At 69.4% G+C, this 17,993-nt stretch carries 15 protein-coding genes; 6 read left to right on the plus strand and 9 right to left on the minus strand.

Annotated features, from left to right (window positions below):
• Nucleotides 1-169: 169 nt before the first annotated feature.
• The 7 genes from ATK30_RS29660 to ATK30_RS29690 all read right to left on the minus strand — a co-directional run bounded on the left by ATK30_RS29660 (nt 170) and on the right by ATK30_RS29690 (nt 9,317).
• On the minus strand, nt 170-1,318 hold the full coding sequence (locus ATK30_RS29660; RefSeq protein WP_101438293.1) for a TFIIB-type zinc ribbon-containing protein: 1,149 nt from the start codon (nt 1,316-1,318) through the stop codon (nt 170-172).
• A gap of 25 nt (nt 1,319-1,343) precedes the next feature.
• A complete protein-coding gene (locus ATK30_RS29665) occupies nt 1,344-2,525 on the minus strand; it encodes an SPFH domain-containing protein (protein WP_101438294.1) in 1,182 nt (393 codons plus the stop codon).
• A gap of 63 nt (nt 2,526-2,588) precedes the next feature.
• Nucleotides 2,589-3,716, minus strand: a complete 1,128-nt coding sequence (locus tag ATK30_RS29670) for a serine hydrolase domain-containing protein (RefSeq protein WP_101438295.1) — start codon at nt 3,714-3,716, stop codon at nt 2,589-2,591.
• A gap of 79 nt (nt 3,717-3,795) precedes the next feature.
• Complete coding sequence (locus tag ATK30_RS29675; protein WP_101438296.1) at nt 3,796-5,412, minus strand: ABC-F family ATP-binding cassette domain-containing protein; 1,617 nt, start codon at nt 5,410-5,412, stop codon at nt 3,796-3,798.
• Nucleotides 5,409-7,031 carry an ABC-F family ATP-binding cassette domain-containing protein gene (locus ATK30_RS29680; protein WP_101438297.1) on the minus strand — a complete coding sequence of 541 codons (1,623 nt, stop codon included), beginning with the start codon at nt 7,029-7,031 and terminating at the stop codon, nt 5,409-5,411. Before ATK30_RS29680 ends, ATK30_RS29675 begins: the two co-directional genes overlap by 4 nt.
• 381 nt (nt 7,032-7,412) lie before the next feature.
• The gene (locus ATK30_RS29685; RefSeq protein ID WP_101438298.1) at nt 7,413-7,841 is read right to left on the minus strand and encodes a MarR family winged helix-turn-helix transcriptional regulator; all 429 of its coding nucleotides are present in this window, start codon (nt 7,839-7,841) and stop codon (nt 7,413-7,415) included.
• Between the two features lie 9 nt (nt 7,842-7,850).
• Nucleotides 7,851-9,317, minus strand: a complete 1,467-nt coding sequence (locus tag ATK30_RS29690; RefSeq protein ID WP_101438299.1) for an FAD-dependent oxidoreductase — start codon at nt 9,315-9,317, stop codon at nt 7,851-7,853.
• Nucleotides 9,318-9,402: 85 nt separating this feature from the next.
• On the opposite strand from ATK30_RS29690, the gene ATK30_RS29695 reads away from it, so the two are divergent.
• On the plus strand, nt 9,403-10,440 hold the full coding sequence (locus ATK30_RS29695) for a TetR/AcrR family transcriptional regulator C-terminal ligand-binding domain-containing protein (protein WP_208637449.1): 1,038 nt from the start codon (nt 9,403-9,405) through the stop codon (nt 10,438-10,440).
• 164 nt (nt 10,441-10,604) lie between these two features.
• Here ATK30_RS29695 and ATK30_RS29700 read toward each other — a convergent pair whose 3' ends face one another.
• A complete protein-coding gene (locus ATK30_RS29700; protein WP_244194766.1) occupies nt 10,605-11,174 on the minus strand; it encodes a YdcF family protein in 570 nt (189 codons plus the stop codon).
• A gap of 129 nt (nt 11,175-11,303) precedes the next feature.
• Here ATK30_RS29700 and ATK30_RS29705 point away from each other — a divergent pair, with 129 nt between their 5' ends.
• The 5 genes from ATK30_RS29705 (at nt 11,304) to ATK30_RS29725 (ending at nt 17,536) form a co-directional block, all read left to right on the plus strand.
• Nucleotides 11,304-12,950, plus strand: coding sequence for a sigma-54-dependent Fis family transcriptional regulator (locus tag ATK30_RS29705; protein ID WP_101438300.1), 1,647 nt, complete (start codon nt 11,304-11,306; stop codon nt 12,948-12,950).
• Nucleotides 12,951-13,013: 63 nt separating this feature from the next.
• Nucleotides 13,014-14,513 carry an aldehyde dehydrogenase family protein gene (locus ATK30_RS29710; RefSeq protein ID WP_101438301.1) on the plus strand — a complete coding sequence of 500 codons (1,500 nt, stop codon included), beginning with the start codon at nt 13,014-13,016 and terminating at the stop codon, nt 14,511-14,513.
• A 28-nt stretch (nt 14,514-14,541) separates the two neighbouring features.
• Nucleotides 14,542-15,663, plus strand: a complete 1,122-nt coding sequence (locus tag ATK30_RS29715) for an NDMA-dependent alcohol dehydrogenase (protein WP_101438302.1) — start codon at nt 14,542-14,544, stop codon at nt 15,661-15,663.
• Complete coding sequence (locus tag ATK30_RS29720) at nt 15,660-16,598, plus strand: AAA family ATPase (protein ID WP_101438303.1); 939 nt, start codon at nt 15,660-15,662, stop codon at nt 16,596-16,598. The genes ATK30_RS29715 and ATK30_RS29720 overlap by 4 nt, the downstream gene beginning before the upstream one ends.
• A gap of 155 nt (nt 16,599-16,753) precedes the next feature.
• Nucleotides 16,754-17,536, plus strand: coding sequence for a vWA domain-containing protein (locus ATK30_RS29725; RefSeq protein WP_208637450.1), 783 nt, complete (start codon nt 16,754-16,756; stop codon nt 17,534-17,536).
• A gap of 51 nt (nt 17,537-17,587) precedes the next feature.
• Here the strand turns inward: ATK30_RS29725 and ATK30_RS29730 are convergent, their stop codons facing one another.
• Nucleotides 17,588-17,956, minus strand: coding sequence for an IS3 family transposase (locus ATK30_RS29730; RefSeq protein ID WP_244194767.1), 369 nt, complete (start codon nt 17,954-17,956; stop codon nt 17,588-17,590).
• Nucleotides 17,957-17,993: the final 37 nt, after the last annotated feature.

The following is a 17,993-nucleotide window of genomic DNA, read 5'->3' on the forward strand; positions in this document are numbered from 1 at the left end:
TGCTCCCGGGAAGGGTCGAAGGGCCAGTCAGCCGTCGACGCTTCGCGGAGAGCAGGCGAGGATTCCCGCCGGTCAGGACAGCGGCGAACCCGCGTGCTCCCGCGAAACGCGGGAGCGGCGGTCGCCGAGAACCATGCCCATCAGCACGGCGCATCACATCCTGGAAGACTCAGTGGTGGGTCACGGAATGGTGGGTGACGGAATGGTGGGTCGTGCCGGTGCTGTGACCCTTCAGCACGACGAAGTAGACAATCGCCGCGATCACGATCAGCGCGAGCACCGCCGCGATCGCGATCTTGGCCTTGCTCCACGGACGCTGGCCGTGGATCTCGCCGGTGACGCCGTTGACGAGGATCTGCCAGTTCTTCCCGGCGTACATGTAGGTCGCGACCCACACCGGCAGCAGCATCAGCTTGAAGGTCACGTTGTTGTGCTGCGTGTCGACCGAATTCAGCCGCTGCGTGTCGCCGCCGATGTCGTACTTGCAGTCGTCGGCGATGACCGGGGCCATCCGGTTCTTGGCCTCTTCGAAACCGTTCTCCGGCTCGACGTCGTACCGCAGCGCGAAGTGTCCGGAGAGGAACTGCGGCTGGTACGGCGCGGCGTCGAGGAGCGGCCACGGCGCGAGGTTGTCCAGCTCCTGCAGCGGCAGCTGGGTGCTGGCCGGGACCAGGACGTCGTCGAAGTTCCGCGCGACCTGCCCGCGTGCGGGGTACCAGCGGGTATGGCGTACCTGGCGGGTCCTTTGCTCGCCGTTCTCGTAATAGGTCTCGGTGACGTAGTAGTACTCGCCGCGCGCACCGGTGTACACCGACACGGTTTGCGAGTCATACGTCCAATGCGGGATGTACGTGCTCTTCGTGGACTCCGCGGTGGTGACCTTCTTCAGCGCGGTCGGCGCGAACCAGCGCGAAGACGTCCACTTCTTCAGATGCGTGCTCACCGCGGGCCGGTCGAACGCGAACGGCAGCACGCCCTCGGGGACGAGCTGGCCGGACGCGGCGGGGTCGATCACCAGCGGCGCCCCGCAGAACTGGCACATGCTGGCGGTCTCGTTGGTTTCCGTCCTCGCCGCGCACCGCTGGCATACGAAGACGTACTTGCCGATCGAGCCCACCGGCTTGCGCGCCAGATTCGCCAGCTCGGCGAACGGGATCTCGCGGATCTGCCGGTCGCCGGCGGCGATTTCCTGCCGGAATCCGCAGTACGGGCACTGCATGGCCGTCGTGCCCGGCGCGAACTCCAGCCGCGCGCCGCAGCCGCCGCACTTGTAGGTCGTGTTGGCCACGCCGCTCTGCTGGGAACGTGGATCGGTCATGGGTCCCCCAGAAGGTCGGTGCGGCTCAGGACGGCGGCAGCGGCGGCGGGGCCGCGCCGAACAGCGCCGACACTTCCGGCACCTGCGAGGCCGGGGTCCACTGCGCCATGCCCGCCTTCCACACCAGGGTGTCCTTGGCGAGCGTGCCCGAGGAGATCTGCTGACCGAGTCCCGCACGGTCGAACGGGCCGAGCTGCTGGCCGTTCGCGCCGACGAACCACTGCTCGCCCTGCGGCAGCGGCGGCGGCATCGGCGGCGGGGCCTGCTGCTGGTACTGCGCTTGCGGCGGGGCCTGCTGGTACTGCGGCTGCTGGTATTGCTGGGGAGCCTGCTGCTGGTACTGCTGCGGGGCGGGCTGCTGCTGCGGTCCGGCCGCGCGCTGGCCGAGCGCCATGCCGAGGCCGATGCCGAGCCCCTCGCCCGCGCCGCCCTGGTTGTTCGCCGCCGCCTCGATCGCGTTCGCGGACTGGAACTTCGTGTACTGGTCGAGGTCGCCGACCACGCCCATCTGGGTCCGCTTGTCCATCGCGGCCTCGACCTCGGGCGGCACCGAGATGTTCTCGATCATGAACTTCGAGATCTCGATGCCGACCTCGCGCAGTTCGAGGTTCAGCGCGTTCGCGATCTTGCCCGAGATCTGCTCCTGCTGGGTGACCAGGTCGAGCATCGGCACCTGGGCGGCCGCGATCGCGGGCCCGAGCTTGCTGATGACCATGCTGCGCAGGTAGTCCGACACTTCTTCGGTGCGGAACTGCGGGTCGGTGCCGGCCAGCTCCTTCAGCAGCGCGACCGGCTCGACCACGCGGACCGCGTAGCCGCCGAACGCGCGCAGCCGGACCATGCCGAACTCGGCGTCGCGCAGGATGACCGGGTTCTGCGTGCCCCATTTGAGGTCGGTGAACTGCCGGGTGTTGACGAAGTACACCTCGGCCTTGAACGGCGAGTTGAAGCCGTACTTCCAGCCCTTGAGGGTGGACATGATCGGCATGTTCTGCGTCTGCAGCGTGTACATGCCGGGCGGGTAGGCGTCGGCGACCTGGCCCTCGTTGACGAACACCGCGGCCTGCGATTCGCGGACGGTGAGCTTGGCGCCCATCTTGATCTCGTTGTCGTAGCGCGGGAAGCGCCACACGATGGTGTCCCGGCTGTCGTCGGTCCACTCGATGATGTCGATGAACTCGCCGCGGATCTTGTCGAAGATGCCCACGTCTGACCCCTCGTCGTTGCCTCGTGCCCGCGGGCCACAGTACCTTGCGCCGCCCTCGCCGGATCACTCCGGCGCGGCCGCCTCCCGCCAAAAGTCCCGCATCTGCGGGATGCCGCCCGGCCCGTCCACCCCGCGCTGGGTGAGAAGAATCGCCACGGAACCGGTCGAAGGCGTCAAGTACGCGCTCGTTCCGGTGCCGCCGACCCAGCCGTAGCGGCCCGGGACCTGCCACGGCTCCGTGGGCTCGACGTCGACCGCTCCGCCGAACCCCCAGCCCTGGCCTTCGAGGAAGACCGGGTTGGCCGCGATTTGTTCCGCGGTCAGATGGTTGGTCGTCATCTGCCGGACGGACTCCTTCGACAGCAATTCCGCGCCGTCGGAAAGGAGCATTCGGGCAAAGCGGAGCCAATCGTCGGCGGCGCTGACCAGCCCGCCGGATCCGGCCGGGAACCGCGGCACCTCGCGCCACTGACCGTCCGGCGCGTCGGCCAGTTCGAGGCCGTTCTCGCCGCCGCGGTAGTAGCTGGCGAACCGGTGCCGTTTGGCGGCGGGGACCTCGAACGCGGTGTCGACCATGCCCAGCGGCTCGAACAGCCGCTCGGCGAGGAAGTCCGGCAGCGACTGGCCGGACGCGCGGGCGATCAGGATGCCCTGCAGATCGGCGCAGGTGTCGTACAGCCACGCCTCGCCGGGCTGGTGCAGCAGCGGGAGGCGGGCCAGCCGGGCGAGCCATTCGTCCGGTTCCGGGCGCAGCCGGACCTCGCGGCCGTCGGTCTGCACCGCACGCAGCTCTTGGACCTGAGGGAGGGAGAAGTCCGACGGGAAGCCGTAGCCGGCGCGGAAGGTCAGCAGGTCGCGGACGGTGATCTGCCGTTTGGCGGGCACGACGTCGTCGACCGGGCTTTCCGGCGTCCGCACCACCTTCGGGTCGGCCAGTTCGGGCAGCCATTCGGCGACGGGGGTGTCCAGGCCGAAGCGGCCGTCCTCGACCAGCATCAGCACAGCCGCCGCGGTGATCGGCTTGGTGATCGAGGCGAGGCGGAAGATGGTGTCGCGGGTCATCGGCGCGGTGCCCTCGACGTCGAGGTTTCCCACCGCGGTCACCTGGACTTCGTCGCCGCGCGCGACGAGGGCGACCGCGCCCGGGACGAACCCGGAGTCGACGTGGCGGCGCAGGACTTCGTGCATCATCGGTCGTTCCCTTCGCGGGCGGATGGTCCGCGGGGTGGTCGTTGCCCGGGCCTCCCGCCGGACATCCGCCCGGCGCGGATCACTCTAACGGCGCAGCGCGGTGGTCGGGGCCGATGCGGAGGACGTGCCCGGCCCAGTTTTCGCGCAGCCGCCGGTCGTGCGTGGCGGCGACGATCGCGCCCGGGCTGGTTCGGAGAGCCTCCTCGAGTTCGTCGCACAGCGTGGGGGAGAGGTGGTTGGTCGGTTCGTCGAGCAGCAGCAGATGCGGCGGGTCGGCGATGAGCAGCGCGAGTGCGAGGCGGCGGCGTTGCCCGACGGACAGTTCGCCGACCGGGCGGGAAGCCTCGCCGCGGGTCAGCAGCCCCAACGAGTTCAGCGGGACCGCGGCGGCGCGTTCGGGGCCCAGCGCGGCGAGGTAGGCGCCGCGGGCGGTGCGCTGCGGGCGGGCGAAAGTGGTGTCCTGGCTGAGGATTCCGGTGCTTATGCCGGGTTTGCGGGTGATGCCGTTCGCGTCGAGGGCACCGGCCAGGAGGAGAAGGAGCGTGGACTTTCCCGCGCCGTTCGGGCCGGTGACCAGCAGCCGGGTGTCCGGCCGGATCTCCAGACGATCAACGGAAAGCCGGTCTGGGAGGTGCACCTTGTCCAGCGTGGCAAGGGTTTCCCGCGGATTTTCGACCGCCAGCGCCCGCGGGCGGAATCGGAGCGGCGGCGGTGGCGCGGGAAGCTGAGTGCGTTCCCGCTCGTCCAGCCGTCGCGTGGTCGCCCGGACCCGGCGGGAGATCTGGTTCTGCACCCGGCCGGACCTGCGGCCGAGGCCCATTTTCTCGTTGTCCGGCGCGAGACGGCCCGGCGCGACCCGATGCGTGGTGACGCCGAGCGCGTCGCGCAGTTCCTCCAGCTCTTCCTGCTCTTCGGCGTACTGCCGCTCCCAGCGCTCGCGTTCGGCGCGTTTCCAGCTGAGGTATTCGGTGTAGCTGCCGCCGTGGCGCACCGGACCGTCCGGGGCCGGGTCGAGGTCGAGAATGTCGGTGCACACCGCGTCGAGGAACGCCCGGTCGTGGCTGGCGAACACCGCCGCGCCGGGCAGTTCGCGCAGCTGCGCTTCGAGGAACGCTGCGGCTTCGGCGTCGAGGTGGTTGGTCGGTTCGTCGAGCAGCACCGCCGACGGACGGCGGACCAGCAGCCCGGCGAGCGCGAGCCGTCCGCGCTGACCGCCGGAAAGGGAACCGAGCGTGCGCTCGCGTTCGATCTCGGCGAGCCCCAGCCCGGCGAGCACGATTTCCGCGCGCCGGTCCGCGTCCCACGCCTCGTGGTGCTGCGCTTGGTCGAGCAATTCGGCGTACTCGGCCAGCAAGGCAGCATTTTCTGGTGCTTCGGCGAGCAGGGCGGAGACCCGGTCGAGTTCGGCCAGCACTTCGCGGGCCGCGGCGAGGGCCTGGTCGAGGACGTCGGCCACCGTCTCGGCCGGGTCGAACGGCATTTCCTGGTGCAGGAAACCCAGATCCGGCGGTCGTTCGACCTCGCCGCGATCCGGCGCGTCCACACCCGCGAGCACTCGCAACAGGGTCGATTTTCCGGTGCCGTTCTCGCCGATCACCCCGATCCGGCGGCCGGGGGCGGCGGTGACCGACACTCCGTCGAGCACGCGCCGTCCCCCGAGCACCCGCACGATCTCGTGCGCGCGCAGGGCGGTCATTCCGTGATCCCGGCCGTTTCGCGAAGCTGGCCGTTGTCCAGCCGCAGCCAGCGGCCGACGCCGATCTCGGCCAGGAACCGCTCGTCGTGGCTGACCACCACGAACGCGCCCTGGTAGGCGTTCAGCGCGCTCTCCAGCTGGCCGGCGCTGACCAGGTCGAGGTTGTTCGTCGGCTCGTCGAGCAGCAGCAGTTGCGGTGCGGGCTCGGCGAACAGGACGCACGCGAGCGTCGCGCGCAGCCGTTCGCCGCCGGACAGCACCCCGACCGGCAGGTGCGCCCGCGTGCCGCGGAACAGGAAGCGCGCCAGCAGATTCATCCGGTCCGCGGGCAGCATTTCCGGTGCGGCGTCAGCGAGATTTTCCGCGACCGTGCGTTCGGAATCCAGCACATCGAGCCGCTGCGACAGATACGCGATCCGCCCGGCCGCACGGCTGATCTCGCCCGCGTCCGGCGTGAGAGTGCCGTGCATCAGCCGCAACAACGTTGATTTCCCGACCCCGTTCGGTCCGGTGAGCGCGATCCTTTCCGGACCCCGGACCGACAGATCCGCACCCTCGCCCGCGAACAGCCCGCGCACCCGAAGATGCTTGCCGGCAAACAACGTCCGCCCAGCCGGTACCGCCGTTTTCGGCAGTTCGAGACTGATCTTCTGATCCTCGCGCAACGATCGTTCCGCCTGGTCAAGCTTGGCCTTCGCCGCACTGACCCGCGCCGCGTGCGTGCCGTCCGCCTTCGCCGCGGACTCCTGTGCGTTGCGCTTCATCGTGCCCGCGAAGATCTTCGGCAGACCAGCGCTGGACAGATTGCGCTGCGCGTTGCTGGCCCGTTTCGCCGCGCGTTCCCGGGCTTGCTGCATTTCGCGCTTCTCGCGTTTGACCTCTTGTTCGGCGTTGCGGATATTCTTCTCCGCGACCTCCCGTTCGGCTTGCACCGCTTGGTCGTATTCGGTGAAATTGCCGCCGTAGAACCGGATTTCGTCCGCGCCCAGTTCGGCGATCCGGTCCATCCGGTCGAGCAGCGCGCGGTCGTGGCTCACCACGAGCAGGCAGCCGGACCAGTCGGAAAGCACCCCGTAGAGCTGCTGGCGGGCGGTGTGGTCGAGGTTGTTGGTGGGCTCGTCGAGCAGCAGGACGTCCGGGCTGCGCAACAGTTGCGCGGCGAGGCCGAGCGAGACGACCTGGCCGCCGCTGAGCGTGCCGAGCAGCCGGTCGAGTTCGAGGTCGCCGAGCCCGAGCCGGTCCAGCTGCGCCCGGGTGCGGTCCTCGATGTCCCAGTCCGCGCCGATGGCGGTGAAGTGCTCCTCGGCCGCGTCGCCGCCCTCGACGGCAGTGATGGCCTTGAGAATCGTGTCGATGCCGAGCACCTCCGCGACCGTGCGGTCCGCGGTGAGCGGCAGGTCCTGCGGGAGATACCCGAGCACGCCGTCGACGGTGACACTGCCTGCGGACGGTGTGAGCTGCCCGGCGATCAGCTTCAGGAGCGTCGACTTCCCGGCCCCGTTGGGCGCGACGAGCCCGGTCCGGCCGGGCGGGAAAGTGGCGGAGAGCTGATCGAAGACGACGGTGTCGTCGGGCCAGGAGAAGGAGATCCCGGACAGGACGATGCGGAGATCGGACATGGTGAGGCCTCGCGGTGAATCGGCAGGGGGGTGCCCCTGCTGGTGTTGGTGTGGACGACTGAGGTGGGGCCATCAGCGACCAGCGCATGCCCGACCTGGTTGGCGGCGCGCTCGCGCCTGCCTGCGGTCGGTTGCCTCGCGGCCCGTGGGTCTCCTGGCGTACGCCGCCTGACCTGCACGGGAAACCTCCACGCGCGGCTGCGGGCCGCGCGGGGATCAGCGAGGGGCCGGTGCCGTCCTGGCCCGTGCCCCGGGCTCACCCGGAGATGTCGTCTTCACCTGCCACGATGGAAATCCTCTTGATCAAGTCTGCGGTCCGCGAGCCAGGATACCAGGAACCGGGCAACGCGCACCCGAATTCCACAGTGGACGGACGCCGGTTCAGAACGTCTGCCCGAGCCGCTCCAGCAACGGAGCCGCCTCCTTCAGCACCGCCAGTTCCTCTGGTGAGAACCCGGATCGGAGCGACTCCGCGAACTGGCGCATCCGGGCGTCGCGGCGAGCCCGCAGGACCTCGCTGCCCTCGGGAGTCAGGGACACGATCATCTGCCGTCCGTCGGCGGGATCGGGGGTGCGGGCGACGAAGCCGCGCGCGGACAGGCCGCTGATGGTCGTGCTCATCGCCTGCGGGGTGATCTGCTCGGCACGCGCCAGCGCGGCGGTGGTGGCCGGGCCGTCGCGGTCCAGACGGGACAGCGCGGACCGTTCCGGCAGGGACAGTTCGGCCGTGACCTGGCTCTGGCGCAGCCTGCGGGCGATCAGGCTGACCGCGCCGTACAGCGTCACGGCCAGTTCGTCGGGGGCGGACATGGGAAGAGGCTAGAGCAGGTACTCCGTGACGGCGGAGAGGTCGCCCGCGTCGGAGATCAGGCCGATATAGCCGTCCGGGCGGAGCAGGACCAGGGTGCGGTCGGCCGGGGAGTACGCGCGGGCCAGGTGGCCGGAGGAGTCGGCGATCTCGTCTTCGGCGGCAGGCTCGGCGACGACGTGGAAGGTGCGGACGGAAGAGTCGAACCGGGGGCCGAAGTTCACCAGGGTGAACTGTCCGCCGCGGGTGAGGTCGAACAGGCGGCGTTCGCCGGTCGTGGTGGTGAGGCCGGGGGCGTCGGGGGCGCGGTCGCCTGCGCGGAGCTGGGCGGACTGGCCGCGGTCGTCGCGGGCCAGGACGGAACCGCGGTAGTTGACGCTGAGCTGGGTCGTGTCCCGGTCGCTGCGGATGGGGATGCTCTTCTGCTCGGCGGCTTCGGCCAGCCGCGCGGCCGACAGCCGCAGCACGGCGGCCGCGATCGGGCGGCGTTCGGACTCGTAGGTGTCCAGCAGTTCCGATGCTCCGGCGGCGAGTTTCCAGCCCAGGTTCTGCGCGTCTTGGATGCCGGTGTTCATGCCCTGGCCGCCCGCGGGGGAGTGCACGTGTGCCGCGTCGCCGGCGAGGAACACGCGGCCCACGCGGTATCGCTCGGCCAAACGGGTGTTGGAGCGCCACACCGACGTCCATTCCGGATCGTGCAGGCGGACGTCGGTGCGGCCGCTTCGCCGGTCGAAGATCGTTTGCAGGGTGGCGAGATCGAGGCCGGTTTCGCCGCCGATGGGCGCCTGGTACTGGAAAAGCCCGGTGGACGGCAGCGGGCAGAGACTGACGAAACCTTCCTGGCAGCGCCACATGTGCCAGGCGTCGCGGTCGAGGCCGTCGACGGCCACGTCGGCGACGATCATCCGGATCCGCTCGTCCGTCTCGCCTTCGAACGCGATCCCGGCTTGTTTGCGGACGACGCCGCGGCCGCCGTCGCAGCCGACCAGCCACCGTGCGCGGACGGTTTCGGTCTGGTCGCCGGTGCGCAGTACTGCCGTCACGGCGTTGGCGGATTGGTCGAAGCTCTCGAGCGCGGTGCCGAATTCGACCGTGCCGCCGAGTTCGGCCAGTCGCAGGCCGAGGGTTTCTTCGACGCGCCATTGCGGGGTGATAACCGATGCCGGGTAAGGAACATCGGGACGCTCCTCGTAGGTCGGGCCGCCGCTCGTCCGGCCGTCGGGGTCGGTCAGCAGGATCGGCATCGCAGACCGGCCGTTGGCGAGAATGCGGTCGATGACGCCGAGGTCGTCGAACACTTCGAGGCTGCGCGGCTGCAGGCCCTTGCCGCGCGAGCCCGGGCGCGGGCCTGGGGCCGCTTCGACCAGCCGGAACGCGACGCCGCGCCGAGCGAGTTCGCAGGCCAGCGTCAGCCCGGTCGGGCCCGCGCCGACGATCAGGACCGGCAAATCCGGCGTGGACAGGTTTGTGCCCGGCATTTTCAACCCCCTGGCTCCGAAGAACTCCTGTCTGCCAGAGTAGGGACACTTGATAAGAAAGACAAAACTTTCTATCGTCGGCTGAGTGGCCCCTGAAACCGTGCGCCGCCGGCATGGCGAGCAGCTGGAATCCGCGTTGCTGGCCGCCGGGTGGGACGAACTGGTCGAAGCCGGGTACGCGCGGCTGACCATGGAATCGGTCGCCGTCCGCGCCCGGACGAGCGAGGCCGTGCTCTATCGGCGGTGGGCCAACAAGGACGAGCTCGTGCTGGCGGCGATGCGGCGGCACCGCGACGACCATCCGATCGCGATGCCCGACACCGGGAGTTTGCGCGGCGATCTGCTCGCGTACCTGACCGCGGCGAGCGAATCCCTGGCCGGATTCTTCGCCATCGCGGCCGCCGCCGCTATCTCCGGACTGTCGGCGCATACCGGTGCCACTCCTGGACAGATCCGGGACAGGATCATCGGCGACCGGCTGCTCCCGCGGGGCATCTACGAGCGCGCCCACGCCCGCGGCGAGATCGACCTGACGCGCCTTTCCGGCACGGTGCTCGAAATGCCGTTCCAGTTGATGCGGCACGACCTGCTGCTGGACCTCGCCCCGCTCCGGCCCGCGCGGATCCGGTCGATTGTCGACGAGCTTTTCCTGCCGCTCGTCCAGCCGCCTTCGGAAGTTAAGGATTTAACTCCTAGTCGGGAATACAAGCCGCGACCGAAGTCCGGCGACCTTTTCCGGTCGATTCGCTGGGTGCGGCGCAAGCGGATCGAGGAATGGAGCCGCACTCGCGACCTGACCTTCGAACAGGCCATCGTGCTCGGCTACCTGGAGCGGCAGCCTGGCGTCATCCAGCGAGACGTCGCTGAGATGAGCCACACGACGCCCGCGAACGTTTCCCTGCTGCTGAAGGGGCTCGAACGCCGCGGCCTGGTCGAGCGCCGCACGGAGGGCGGGCGCAAGCGCGTTTACGCCACGGAAGCCGGGCTCGATCTGGTCGCCGGGCTTGACGCGGTGCTGGCCGAGGCTGACGAGATGGTCTTCGCTCCGCTCGGCCGGGACGAGCGGGACAGACTGGAGGCGATGGCGGCCAAGATCGACGCGCACCTGCCTGGGGGCTCGTGAGCGGCGATCGCGGTAGAGCCGGCCGCTCGCGGGCCCTGAACGCGCGCCCTGCGGCGGGGTGGAGTCGGTTTTGGTGCGGCGGGGCGGTGGCTGGCTCGCAGGCCAGCAGCGGAGCGTCCCGGCTCGGGCTAGCCCGCGATGCCAGCCGCACCGCGAGCCCCGGCTCACCTTCGCAACCGCCGCAGATTGCGTTTTCCCAGCACCGTCAGCACCGGCTTCGCCGCCAGCCACTCCCCGAACCGGTACTCCTTCGCGGGCACCAGTCGTTCCGCCAGGTCCGGCCGGTGCCGCCGCAGATAGTGGCGTGCTTTCTCCGCGTGCAGCGGATTCGAGACGATCTTGATCCGGTCCGCGTCCTCGATCAGCGGCGCCGCGCCGAGCACGTTCTCCCACGTCGACCGGCTCTCGGTCTCCAGTACCAGCTCGCCGCGATAGCCGTGCTCCCGCGCGTACCGTGCCATCAGCGCGGCCTCCGCCGCCAGGCCGCCGACGGCTCCGCCGCACAGCACCAGCCTCGACGGTCCTGGCGCCTGGGAACGTACTGCCGCCCGCACCCGCCAGCGGTTCACGAAATTGGCCCGCGACCCGCGGTTGCGGTAGCCGAGCACGACCACTGCCTCGCCGGTGCCGGACGTCCCCGGGCGGCCGCCCATCGCGCGGCGCGAGGATCTCCAGTGTTCCCATTCGGCCCAGCCGAACAGCAGGACGAAAAACATGATCAAACGGCGCGGCACTCACCCGATCTTACCCTTGTCCACAAAGGACAGACCGGGTCGCGGGAAGACGCACGTCTGGAACTTGTCGATCCGCGAAGGTACTGTCACACGAACCGCTACGTCGCCGTCCGGTAGTCGGGAGGAGCAGTGTCGCTCGGAGGGATACCGTCGCAGGGCTCCGCCGTCCTGCGGCCGCCGATCGCCGATTCGTGGCGCCGGTCCCGGCTGTTCGGCGTGGAGCCGGAGCTGGACCGGGCCGCGATTTCGATCGCCGAGGTCGATCCGCGCAGCAGGCTGATGACCGCCGCCCGCCCGGTGCTGGACCAACTCGTCGAGCAGCTGACCGGCACCCGCTTCTCCATCCTGCTCGCCGACCGCGACTGCCGGCTCGTCTTCCGCTGGTTCGGCGACCGCGGCTTGCAGCACCGGCTGGAGGAGCTCGGCGTGCTGCACGGTTCGCAGCTGAGCGAGGGCCGGGTCGGCACGAACGCGCTGGGCACGCCGCACGAATCGCGTCAGGCGGTGGAAATCCACGGACAGGAGCACTACGTCGACGCGTTGAAGCGGTTCAGCTGCTACGGCCATCCGATCCGGCATCCGCTCACCGGGCGGATCGAGGGCGTCCTCGACATCACCGGCGAAAGCGACAGCAGCAACCCGCTTTTCGGGCCGCTGGTGAAACGCGTCGTCGGCGACATCGAACAGCTCGTGCTGGAGAGTGCCCGCGCCTGCGAACGACGGCTGTTCCTCGCGTTCCAGCAGGCCACGCACCACCGCAGCGTGCCGGTCGCGGTGCTCGGCGGCGATCTGGTGTTCGCCAACGAAGCCTGCATCGAACAGCTTCGCCCCGCCGATCCGACCCTGCTGCGCACGTTGTTGCCGCAAGTGCCGGAACGCGGAGTGTTCGACACTCGCCTCGATGTGGGTGACGGAACCAGCCTTTCGGTCGTAGCCGAACGCGTTGAGGGTTCGACGGACGGTGCTGTCTTCCGTATCGCGAAGAGCCCGAGCAGCAGCCGAAAACCGGCCCCCGCCGCGACAAAACCAGCACGCTCGGTTCTGGTCACCGGCGAATCGGGAACTGGCCGGACCGCTGAAGCCCGCGCGCGCGCCGGCGTGGACGATCCGGTCGTCCTGCACGCCGCCGCCGCGCTGCGCGAGGAACCGCGAGCCTGGGCAACGAGGTTCGCCGACCTCGTCGCGCAGCCGCGCACCGCCGTCGTCCTGGACGACGTTCACCTTCTTCCGGAGGGCCTGCTCCCGTTGGTCGGCGAAGCGCTCGACAACCCCGGATCGGCCCGGTTGTTGCTCACTTCGGTCGCGTCGGACGCGATGTCCCCAGCCGTCGCGGCGATCGCCGCGAGATGCGCCGAAACCGTCACCCTCGCTCCGCTGCGCGAGCGCCTCGACGACCTGCCCGCGATCGCCGTGGCCATGCTCCGCGACGAATATCCGGACCGGAAACCGCACTTCACCGGCACCGCGCTGGCCGCGCTGCGCACGCATCCGTGGCCGGGCAACCTGCACGAGCTGCGCGCGGTGATGCGGGAAGTGTCCCGCCTTCCGTACACGGGGGTGATCGACCTCGCGCAGCTGCCGCCCGCCTACCGCGGCAGTTCGCGCACGAGGCAGCTCGGCGGGCGCGAACTCGCCGAACGGAACGCGATCGTCACGGCGCTGCGCGCCAGCGAAGGCAACAAGCTGCGCGCGGCCCGCGAACTCGGGATCAGCCGCACCACGCTCTATCGCCGCATGCAGGCGCTGGGCGTGACCGACGACTGTCCACTTCTGTAACACTTCGCCCCCGGTCCGCCGGGTGACGATGACCTCCGTCACAACGAAGTGAGGAGGCGCCAGGTGACCGCAACGGTGGAATTCCCCCTGCACACCCAGGTCCGGGAGTTCGTGTCCGGCCCGCTGGAGCTGCTGATCGGCGGGCGCTGGGTCCCGGCCGCGTCGGGCCGCACGTTCCCGACCTACGACCCGGCCACCGGGGAGAAGATCGCCGAGGTCGCGCACGGCGAGGCCGAGGACGTCAACCGCGCCGTCGCCGCCGCGCGCAAGGCGTTCGACGAGGGCCCGTGGGCCGCGATGAAGCCGAACGAGCGCGAACGGCTGATCTGGCGCATCGGCGATCTGCTGTCCGAGCGGGCGGAGATCTTCGGCCAGCTGGAAGCGCTCGACAACGGCAAGTCGGCGGCCATCGCGACCGCCGTGGACACCGGCTGGGCCGCCGACGTCTTCCGGTACTACGCGGGCTGGGCGACCAAGATCGAAGGCAGCACGGTGAACGTGTCGATGCCGTTCGCGCCGGACGCGCAGTTCCACGCCTACACGCTGCGCGAGCCGGTCGGCGTGTGCGGGCAGATCATCCCGTGGAACTTCCCGCTGCTGATGGCCGCGTGGAAGATCGCGCCGGCACTCGCCGCGGGCAACACCGTGGTGCTCAAGCCCGCCGAACAGACGCCGCTGACCGCGTTGCTGCTCGGCAAGCTGTTCGAGGAAGCCGGCTTCCCGCCCGGCGTGGTCAACATCGTCACCGGTTTCGGCGACGCCGGGGCCGCGCTGGCCGCGCACGACGGCGTGGACAAGGTCGCGTTCACCGGCTCGACCGAGGTGGGCAAGAAGATCGTCCAGGCGGCGAGCGGAAACCTGAAGAAGGTCTCCCTGGAGCTGGGCGGAAAGAGCCCGAACGTGGTGTTCGCCGACGCCGATCTCGACCTCGCGGTGCCCGGTTCGGTCAACGCGTGGATGTTCAACCACGGCCAGTGCTGCGTCGCCGGAACGCGGCTGTACGTGGAGGACACGATCTTCGAGGAGTTCACCCAGGCGGTCGCGCAGGCGGCGAGCCAGGTGAAGATCGGGCCGGGCCTCGACCCGGAAACCCAGCTGGGCCCGATGGTTTCCCAAGAGCAGTTCGACCGCGTTTCGCGCTATCTCGGCGAAGGTCTCGCCGACGGCGCCCGCGCGCTCACCGGCGGAAAACGCTGGGGCGACACCGGATACTTCATCGAGCCGACCGTTTTCGTCGACGTGAAACCGGAATTCAGCATCGTCCGGGAAGAAATCTTCGGCCCGGTCGTGGCGGCCATGCCGTTCAACGCCGAAGCCGGCGTGGCCGCCGCGGCCAACAACAGCGAGTACGGACTGGCCGCCGGGGTCTGGACACGCGACGTCGCGAAGGCGCACCGTACCGCGAAGGAACTGAAGGCAGGCTCGGTGTGGGTCAACCAGTACAACGGCTTCGACACGGCGATGCCGTTCGGCGGCTACAAACAGTCCGGCTGGGGCCGGGAACTGGGCGCGGCCGCGCTCGACCTCTACACGCAGACCAAGTCCGTGAACATCGCGCTGTGATCCGCCCGCTCGAACAAAGGAGTTCCCGATGAAGACGAAAGCAGCGGTCGTCTACGAGGTGGGCAAGCCGATCGAGGTGGTCGAGCTCGACCTCGAAGGCCCCGGCGAGGGCGAGGTGCTGATCCGGTACACCCACGCCGGGCTGTGCCATTCGGACGTGCACATCGCGCACGGCGACCTGGAGGCCCGGCTGCCGATGGTGCTCGGCCACGAGGGCGCGGGCATCATCGAGGACGTCGGCCCCGGCGTCACCCGGGTCAAGCCGGGCGACCACGTGGTGTGCTCGTTCATCCCGAACTGCGGCGTGTGCCGCTGGTGCGCCACCGGGCAGCAGGCGATCTGCGACATGGGCGCCACGATCCTCGAGGGCTACCTGCCGGGCGAGCGGTTCCCGTTCAGCGGCCCCGGCCCGGTCAAGGAGTACGGCGCGATGTGCATGCTCGGCACGTTCAGCCAGTACTCGACCATCCACCAGAACTCGGTCGTGAAGGTCGACGACGACCTTCCGCTCGACAAGGCGGTGCTCGTCGGCTGCGGCGTTCCGACCGGGTGGGGTTCGGCGGTCAACGCGGCCAACGTCCGGCCGGGCGAGACGGTGATCGTGTCCGGTGTCGGCGGCATCGGCATCAACGCGGTGCAGGGCGCGCGCTACGCCGGTGCGAAGAACGTGATCGCGCTGGACCCGCTGGAGAACAAGCGGGAAAAGGCGATGGAACTCGGCGCGACGCACGCGGTCGCGACGCCGGAGGAGGCGGCCGAGCTGGCGCAGTCGTTCACCAACGGCAACGGCGCGGACAAGACGATCGTCACCGCGGGCATCGTCACCGAGGAGATCGTGACCGGCGCGTTCAACGCCACCGGCAAGGGCGGCACGATCGTGCTGACCGGGCTGAACAAGCTGTCGGTCAACAACGTCAACCTTCCCGGTTCGATCCTGACGCTGTTCAAGAAGACGGTGAAGGGCAGCCTGTTCGGCGACTGCAACCCGACCACGGACATCCCGAAGATCCTCGGGCTGTACCAGAGCGGGGACCTGAAGCTGGACGAGATCATCACCCGCACGTACCGCCTGGAAGAGGTCAACCAGGGGTACGACGATCTGCTGGAGGGCCGGAACGTGCGCGGCGTGCTGGTCCACGACGCGCCGTGACGGCATTGTCGGCGGACTGCGGGCCGGTTTCCGGTCCGCAGTCCGCGGTTCCCCTCCTGGCCGCGGACGTGGTCGGCCGCCGTCGCGAGATCGAACTGCTGCTGGCCGGTCTCGACTGCGGCGCGCACGTCGTGCTCGAAGGCCCGCCAGGCACCGGCAAAACCACGCTCTTGCGTGCCGTCGCAGAGGCCGGAGGCTCGCCGTTCGTGTTCGTGGAAGGCAACGCCGAGCTGACGCCTGCCCGGTTGGTCGGACAGTTCGATCCTTCGCGGGTACTGGCGGAAGGCTACGTGCCGGAGACCTTTGTGGACGGTCCGCTGATCGAGGCACTGCGCACCGGCGGCCTGCTGTACGTCGAGGAGGTCAACCGGATCCCGGAGGAGACGCTCAACGTCCTGATCACCGTCATGTCCGAAGCCGAACTGCACGTCCCACGCCTGGGCCGGGTACGGGCGGCTGACGGGTTTCGCCTGGTAGCCGCGATGAATCCGTTCGACGCCGTCGGCACCGCACGGATCTCGTCGGCGATTTACGACCGGGTCTGCCGGATCGTGATGGGCTACCAAAGCCAAGCCGAGGAGAGCGACATCGTCGCCCGGCGCGGCCCGTCGGTACCTGCCGAATGGCGTGACCAAGTCGTGGATCTGGTACGCCGCACGCGCGAACATGCCGACGTCCGGGTGGGTTCGTCAGTACGCGGCGCGATCGACGTGGTGCGACTGGCAGTTTCGCTGGCCCGCATCCGCGGCGGCTCGGCAACAGACTGGCGGATCGGCCACGACGCCGCGATGGCCGCCTTGTCCGGCCGCATCGGCCTGCACGAATCCAGCGGCCGCACCACGGAGTCAGTGATCGACGAACTGTATGTGGCAGTCTTCGGAACGGAATCTCCGCCGGAGGATTCGGAAAGCGGTGACCCGCCGGGGGAAGCCTGAGCCCGCCGCCGGCGGGCCCCCAGCAACAACAACGACCACCCCGTCCAGGTTCGGCGCGCAGCAGCACCACGCCGCGCTCCGAACTGTCCCGCAACGGCCGTTTCGCGGAAATCTCGCCCGAGGTCGGCACCCTGGACGAGGAAGCGTTCAGCGCGGTGTTCCGCGAGGACGCGGACGAGGCCATGGCTCTGCTGGTCGAGATGAGCAAAGCCACCGACGAGTCCCTGCGCGCGGCGGCGCGACAATTGGCCCGCCGCTTGATGATCGACGTCGCACGACGCGGCGTAGCGCGGGGCCGAGGCGTAGGAAAGCTGCGCCGAGACCGAGCCGACCGAGGCGGCGAACTCGACCTGGACCGGTCGCTGCCCGCACTGGTAGACGCGGCAGCAGTCGGTGGGGTCCCCGCACTGGACGACCTCGTGGCACGCCGGTGGGCACGGCCAGAATTGGCTCTGTGCCTGGTAATTGACACGAGCGGCTCAATGACCGGCGCACGCTTGGCCGCAGCCGCGCTCACAGCCGCGGCCTGCTCGTGGCGAGCACCGGTCGAGCACGCCGTGGTGTCGTTCGCCCGGACAGCGGAGGTCATCCGCCCGCTGCGGTCTTCCCGTTCTCAAGCTGCGGTCGTGGAATCGGTCCTGTCGCTGCGAGGACACGGAGTCACGGCATTGTCGGCGGCCTTGCGCAAGGCGAACGAGCAACTGGCCCCCTCGCGCGCGGCCCGGAAAACGGTTCTCCTGTTGTCAGACTGCCGGGCCACCGACGACGAAGACCCGCTGCCCGCCGCCCGCGCGTGCGAAGAGCTGTTGATCCTGGCCCCCGCAGAGGACTGCGAGGAAGCCGAACGCTTCGCCCGCGAATCCGGCGCCCGGTGGCATCCGCTCAGCGGTGCCGCAGCCGCCCCCGCCGCGCTAGCCACACTGCTGGACCGTCCGTGAGGGGACCCCTGAGTGAACTGGGCCCCGGAAGTTGGACTGGTTATGTAGAGGTTAGGCGGCGAGGGTCTGGGCTCGGTATTCGGCTGGGCTGAGGTCGCCGAGGGTGGTGGAGATGCGGGTGGTGTTGTACCAGTCGATGTAGTCGTGCAGTGCCGTGGTGAACGTGTCGACGGTGTCGAACGTGTTGTGGTGGAAGAGTTCTTCTTTGAGGTGGCCGAAGAAGTTCTCGGCGACGGCGTTGTCCAGGCAGGTGGCGCGGCGGGACATCGACTGGGTCAGGCCGGCGTCGGCGAGCAGGGTGCGCCAGGAGGCGTGCTGGTATTGGAAGCCCTGGATGCTCTCCTGTTTGTCAACCGTGGGGTGGCTGGCTCCTTCGCCTGTGATGGTGTGCCGGTGCTCGGCGCGGTCAAGGTCGTTCATCCGGTGGGGTGCTCCATCGTGACCGCGCCTGCGCTCC

This window comes from Amycolatopsis echigonensis (assembly GCF_002846615.1).
GTDB lineage: Bacteria > Actinomycetota > Actinomycetes > Mycobacteriales > Pseudonocardiaceae > Amycolatopsis > Amycolatopsis echigonensis.

What these genes read in the sequence shown, in the direction of transcription:
- ATK30_RS29660 (WP_101438293.1), bottom strand. Translation starts at nt 1,318, where the DNA reads ATGACCGATCCACGTTCCCAGCAGAGCGGCGTGGCCAACACGACCTAC.
- ATK30_RS29670 (WP_101438295.1), bottom strand. Translation starts at nt 3,716, where the DNA reads ATGATGCACGAAGTCCTGCGCCGCCACGTCGACTCCGGGTTCGTCCCG.
- ATK30_RS29675 (WP_101438296.1), bottom strand. Translation starts at nt 5,412, where the DNA reads ATGACCGCCCTGCGCGCGCACGAGATCGTGCGGGTGCTCGGGGGACGG.
- ATK30_RS29680 (WP_101438297.1), bottom strand. Translation starts at nt 7,031, where the DNA reads ATGTCCGATCTCCGCATCGTCCTGTCCGGGATCTCCTTCTCCTGGCCC.
- ATK30_RS29685 (WP_101438298.1), bottom strand. Translation starts at nt 7,841, where the DNA reads ATGTCCGCCCCCGACGAACTGGCCGTGACGCTGTACGGCGCGGTCAGC.
- ATK30_RS29690 (WP_101438299.1), bottom strand. Translation starts at nt 9,317, where the DNA reads ATGCCGGGCACAAACCTGTCCACGCCGGATTTGCCGGTCCTGATCGTC.
- ATK30_RS29715 (WP_101438302.1), top strand. Translation starts at nt 14,542, where the DNA reads ATGAAGACGAAAGCAGCGGTCGTCTACGAGGTGGGCAAGCCGATCGAG.
- ATK30_RS29730 (WP_244194767.1), bottom strand. Translation starts at nt 17,956, where the DNA reads ATGAACGACCTTGACCGCGCCGAGCACCGGCACACCATCACAGGCGAA.